This is a genomic window from Streptomyces sp. MMG1533, assembly GCF_001279775.1.
In the GTDB taxonomy this organism is placed as follows: domain Bacteria; phylum Actinomycetota; class Actinomycetes; order Streptomycetales; family Streptomycetaceae; genus Streptomyces.
Genome location: NZ_LGDG01000076.1, coordinates 1 through 3,062, shown reverse-complemented (window position 1 = coordinate 3,062; position 3,062 = coordinate 1). Strand labels below are relative to the sequence as shown.

The 3,062-nt window shown below is 73.7% G+C and carries 3 protein-coding genes and 1 pseudogene; 3 read left to right on the top strand and 1 reads right to left on the bottom strand.

Going from position 1 to position 3,062, the window contains the following annotated elements; translation table 11 throughout:
* A pseudogene (locus ADK57_RS51025) lies at positions 1 to 613 on the bottom strand (hypothetical protein); the annotation flags it as partial.
* Positions 614 to 986: 373 nt separating this feature from the next.
* Here ADK57_RS51025 and ADK57_RS11180 point away from each other — a divergent pair.
* The 3 genes from ADK57_RS11180 to ADK57_RS11170 all read left to right on the top strand — a co-directional run bounded on the left by ADK57_RS11180 (position 987) and on the right by ADK57_RS11170 (position 2,969).
* A complete protein-coding gene (locus ADK57_RS11180; RefSeq protein WP_053749250.1) occupies positions 987 to 1,937 on the top strand; it encodes a helix-turn-helix transcriptional regulator in 951 nt (316 codons plus the stop codon).
* Between the two features lie 57 nt (positions 1,938 to 1,994).
* Entirely contained in the window at positions 1,995 to 2,477 is a 483-nt protein-coding gene (locus ADK57_RS11175) for a DUF456 domain-containing protein (protein WP_053749249.1), read from the top strand.
* Between the two features lie 117 nt (positions 2,478 to 2,594).
* A complete protein-coding gene (locus ADK57_RS11170; protein WP_053749248.1) occupies positions 2,595 to 2,969 on the top strand; it encodes a PPOX class F420-dependent oxidoreductase in 375 nt (124 codons plus the stop codon).
* Positions 2,970 to 3,062 lie beyond the last annotated feature (93 nt).

Genomic DNA, 3,062 nt, shown 5'->3' with positions numbered 1-3,062 from the left:
GCGGGGGTGTGCCCGGGGGCGTCCGTGAGGCGGGCACGGTCGTGGTGGGGGTCTCCGTGGAGGTGCGGCCACCGGTCGCGGCGGCCGTGCGGCCAGGAGGCGTCGGCTGCTCGACGGCCGCACGGCCACGGGACGGCGGCTGCTCGGGTGCCGTACGCCCCCAGGGCGGCGGCTGCTCCGCGAATCCCGGCCGGTTCGGTCCGGGTGGGAAGGTCGCGGGCCCCGGGGGCGAGTCGGGCGGCGGCTCCCAAGGGGCGCGCTGTCCCCCGGAGTCCGGGCGCCCGGACTCCGGTCGCCCGGGGACCTCCACCGCCCCGACGCCATCGGCGCGCGGCGCGGAAGCCTCTCCGTCCGGGACGTCGACGTCACCGGACCGCGGCGCGGAGACCCCGCCCGCCGCGACACCGGCCGGGGCGGGACGCGGCGCCGGGACCCCGCCCTCCGTGTCCGCCCGGGACGCGCCCCCTCCCTCCACCGTCCCCGCCGCCGAAGCGAACCGGTCGTCCAGTGAGTCGGGTGTGGCCGTGGGGCCCGTGTCCTCGGTGGTGTCGTCGTACAGCTGCCCCCACCAGTCGTCCTCGTGACCGCTGGGCTTTCCCCCCTGCTGGCTCATGCCCCCAATTGTCCACCGCGCGGGCGCTATGAAAACGGGGCATCCGGAAAATCCGGCGCCGCACCACCCGTCGAACGGCGTGTCGAGCGAGTGGACGCTGTGATCGACGACCGCCTGCCACGCCCCGCCGATCCGGACGGTCGGCGCCTTGGTCCAGGTCGGTCCTTCGTCGCACGAGCAGGTACTGCCCCTGGGCGCGAAGGCGCAGGCCACGGAGGCCCAAGGCGGGCATTACGGGCGGGGGTTGATGCTGCGGTGGCGACACCTTGTCAGAGGGGCGGGTGGTACGGCCATGATGTGCCGAGGCGGGTTTGCGCCGTGGCCGTTTTCCGCCACGCACGCGCAACACGGTTTCTGGGAGGGGCGACGCCCGATGCTGGCAGCGATAGGGCTCGACGACACGCACGAGTCGGCGTACCGGGCGCTGGTGTCGGTCGGCGCCGCGGACCTGACCGATCTCGCGCGGCGGCCGACGCTCGGCGAGCAGGCCACCGAGCGGGCCCTGCGCCGGCTGGAGCTGCACGGACTCGCGGCCCGGTCGTCGGCCCGGCCGGGGCGCTGGGTCGCCGCACCGCCGGAGGTGGCGCCGGGCGCGCTGCTCACCGAGGAGTACCGGGCGGCGGCCGCCGAGCCCGGCGTGCACGATCTGGTCGAGGCGGTGATCGGTGCGGCCGCGGTCTCCCGGCGCTTCCTCCAGCTCCAGCTGGGGGCGAGCAAGGAGGTGTGCGCGCTGGTCACCGGCCGTCCGGTCGTCGTCACCGGGGTGGGGAACGAGGCGGAGGAGCAGGCGGCGGAGCGGGCGGCGGACCGCGGGGTCCGCCACCGGGTGGTGGTCGAGCGGTCGGTGCTGGACCTGGCCGGCGGAATCAGCGAGCTGTCCGCCGCGCCGGGCCGCGACGAGCGGGTGCGGGTGGTGGACCGGGTGCCGACCAAGCTGGTGGTCGCCGACCGGTCTCTCGCTCTGGTGCCCCTGACCACGCACACCGCGGAACCGGCCGCGCTCGTCGTGCACGCGAGCGGGCTGCTGGAACTGTTGCAGGGCCTCTTCGAGTCCGTGTGGCAGGGCGCGCTGCCGCTCAGGATCGGCGCGTCGGGCGTCACCGAGGAGCGGCCGGACGGGCCCGACGACACCGACCTGGAGGTACTGTCCCTGCTGCTCGCCGGACTGACCGACGCCAGCGTCGCCAAACAGCTCGACCTGGGCCTGAGGACCGTACAGCGCCGGGTGAAGCGGCTGATGGAGCTGGCCGGTGTGACGACCCGGCTGCAGCTGGGGTGGCATGCGTACGAGCGGGGGTGGGTGGCACGGGAGCGGGCCTGGTGAGGGGCCTGCGATCCTTGCTGACCTGCGCCTTCGCCGGGCCTCCGGCACCCTGGACAGATGGGAGTGGTGGACCTCCTGCTGGTCGGCCTGGTCATTCTGCTCGGTGTGGGCGGAGTGCTGGTACCCGGTGTGCCGGGGTCCTGGCTGGTGTGGGCCGCGGTCATGTGGTGGGCGCTGAAGGATCCGCAGCCGCTCGCCTGGGCCGTCCTCGTGAGCGCCACCGTCGCCCTGTTCCTGTCCCAGGTGGTGCGCTGGGCGCTGCCGCCCCGACGGCTGCGAACGAGCGGCGCCACTCCGCGGATGGGCGTGTACGCCGGCGTGGGAGCGTTCGTCGGCTTCTTCCTGATCCCCGTGCTCGGCGCGATCCCCGGCTTCATGGGCGGCATCTACCTGTGCGAACGGCTCCGGCTCGGCCGCCACGGCGAGGCGATGGCGGCCCTGCGTACGGCGATGCGCTCGGGCGGCTCCAGCGTGCTGACGGAGCTGTTCACCTGCCTGCTGATCATGGGGGCGTGGCTGGGGGCGGTGCTGTGGGGATGAGCCCGGCGGCCCGTCGGGTCGCCCCGTCCGGTCGCCCCGTCGGATTCCGTCGTAGGTCCCGAGAACCAGGGCGGGAATCCGATGCGCCGGGCGGGCAGGAGTGTTTGGCTGGCTGTCATGACCGAATTCAGCGAGGCCGAGCGCGCATACCTCAGGTCCCAGCGCCTGGGACGACTGGCCACCGCCGACCCGCACGGACAGCCCCAGGCGAACCCGGTCGGCTTCCACCCCCGGCCCGACGGGACCATCCTGGTCGCCGGTTATGCAATGGGCCGCACCAAGAAGTGGCGCAACCTCCGGAAGAACCCGAAGGTCGCCCTGGTCGTCGACGACATCGTCAGCGTGAAGCCGTGGAAGGTGCGCGGGATCGACATCCGGGGCGAGGCCGAACTCCTCACCGGCCCGCACGACTTGGGCCCGCACTTCAGCGAGGACGTGATCCGCATCCATCCGCGGCGGATCCACAGCTGGGGGCTGGAGGACGGCGCCTAGAAGGCTGATGAAGATCTTGGGGTTCTGGCCCTGCCGCGTGAGCGGCAGGGCCAGACTCGTTGTGTGGCGATGGGTGAGTGGGTCGGCGAGATG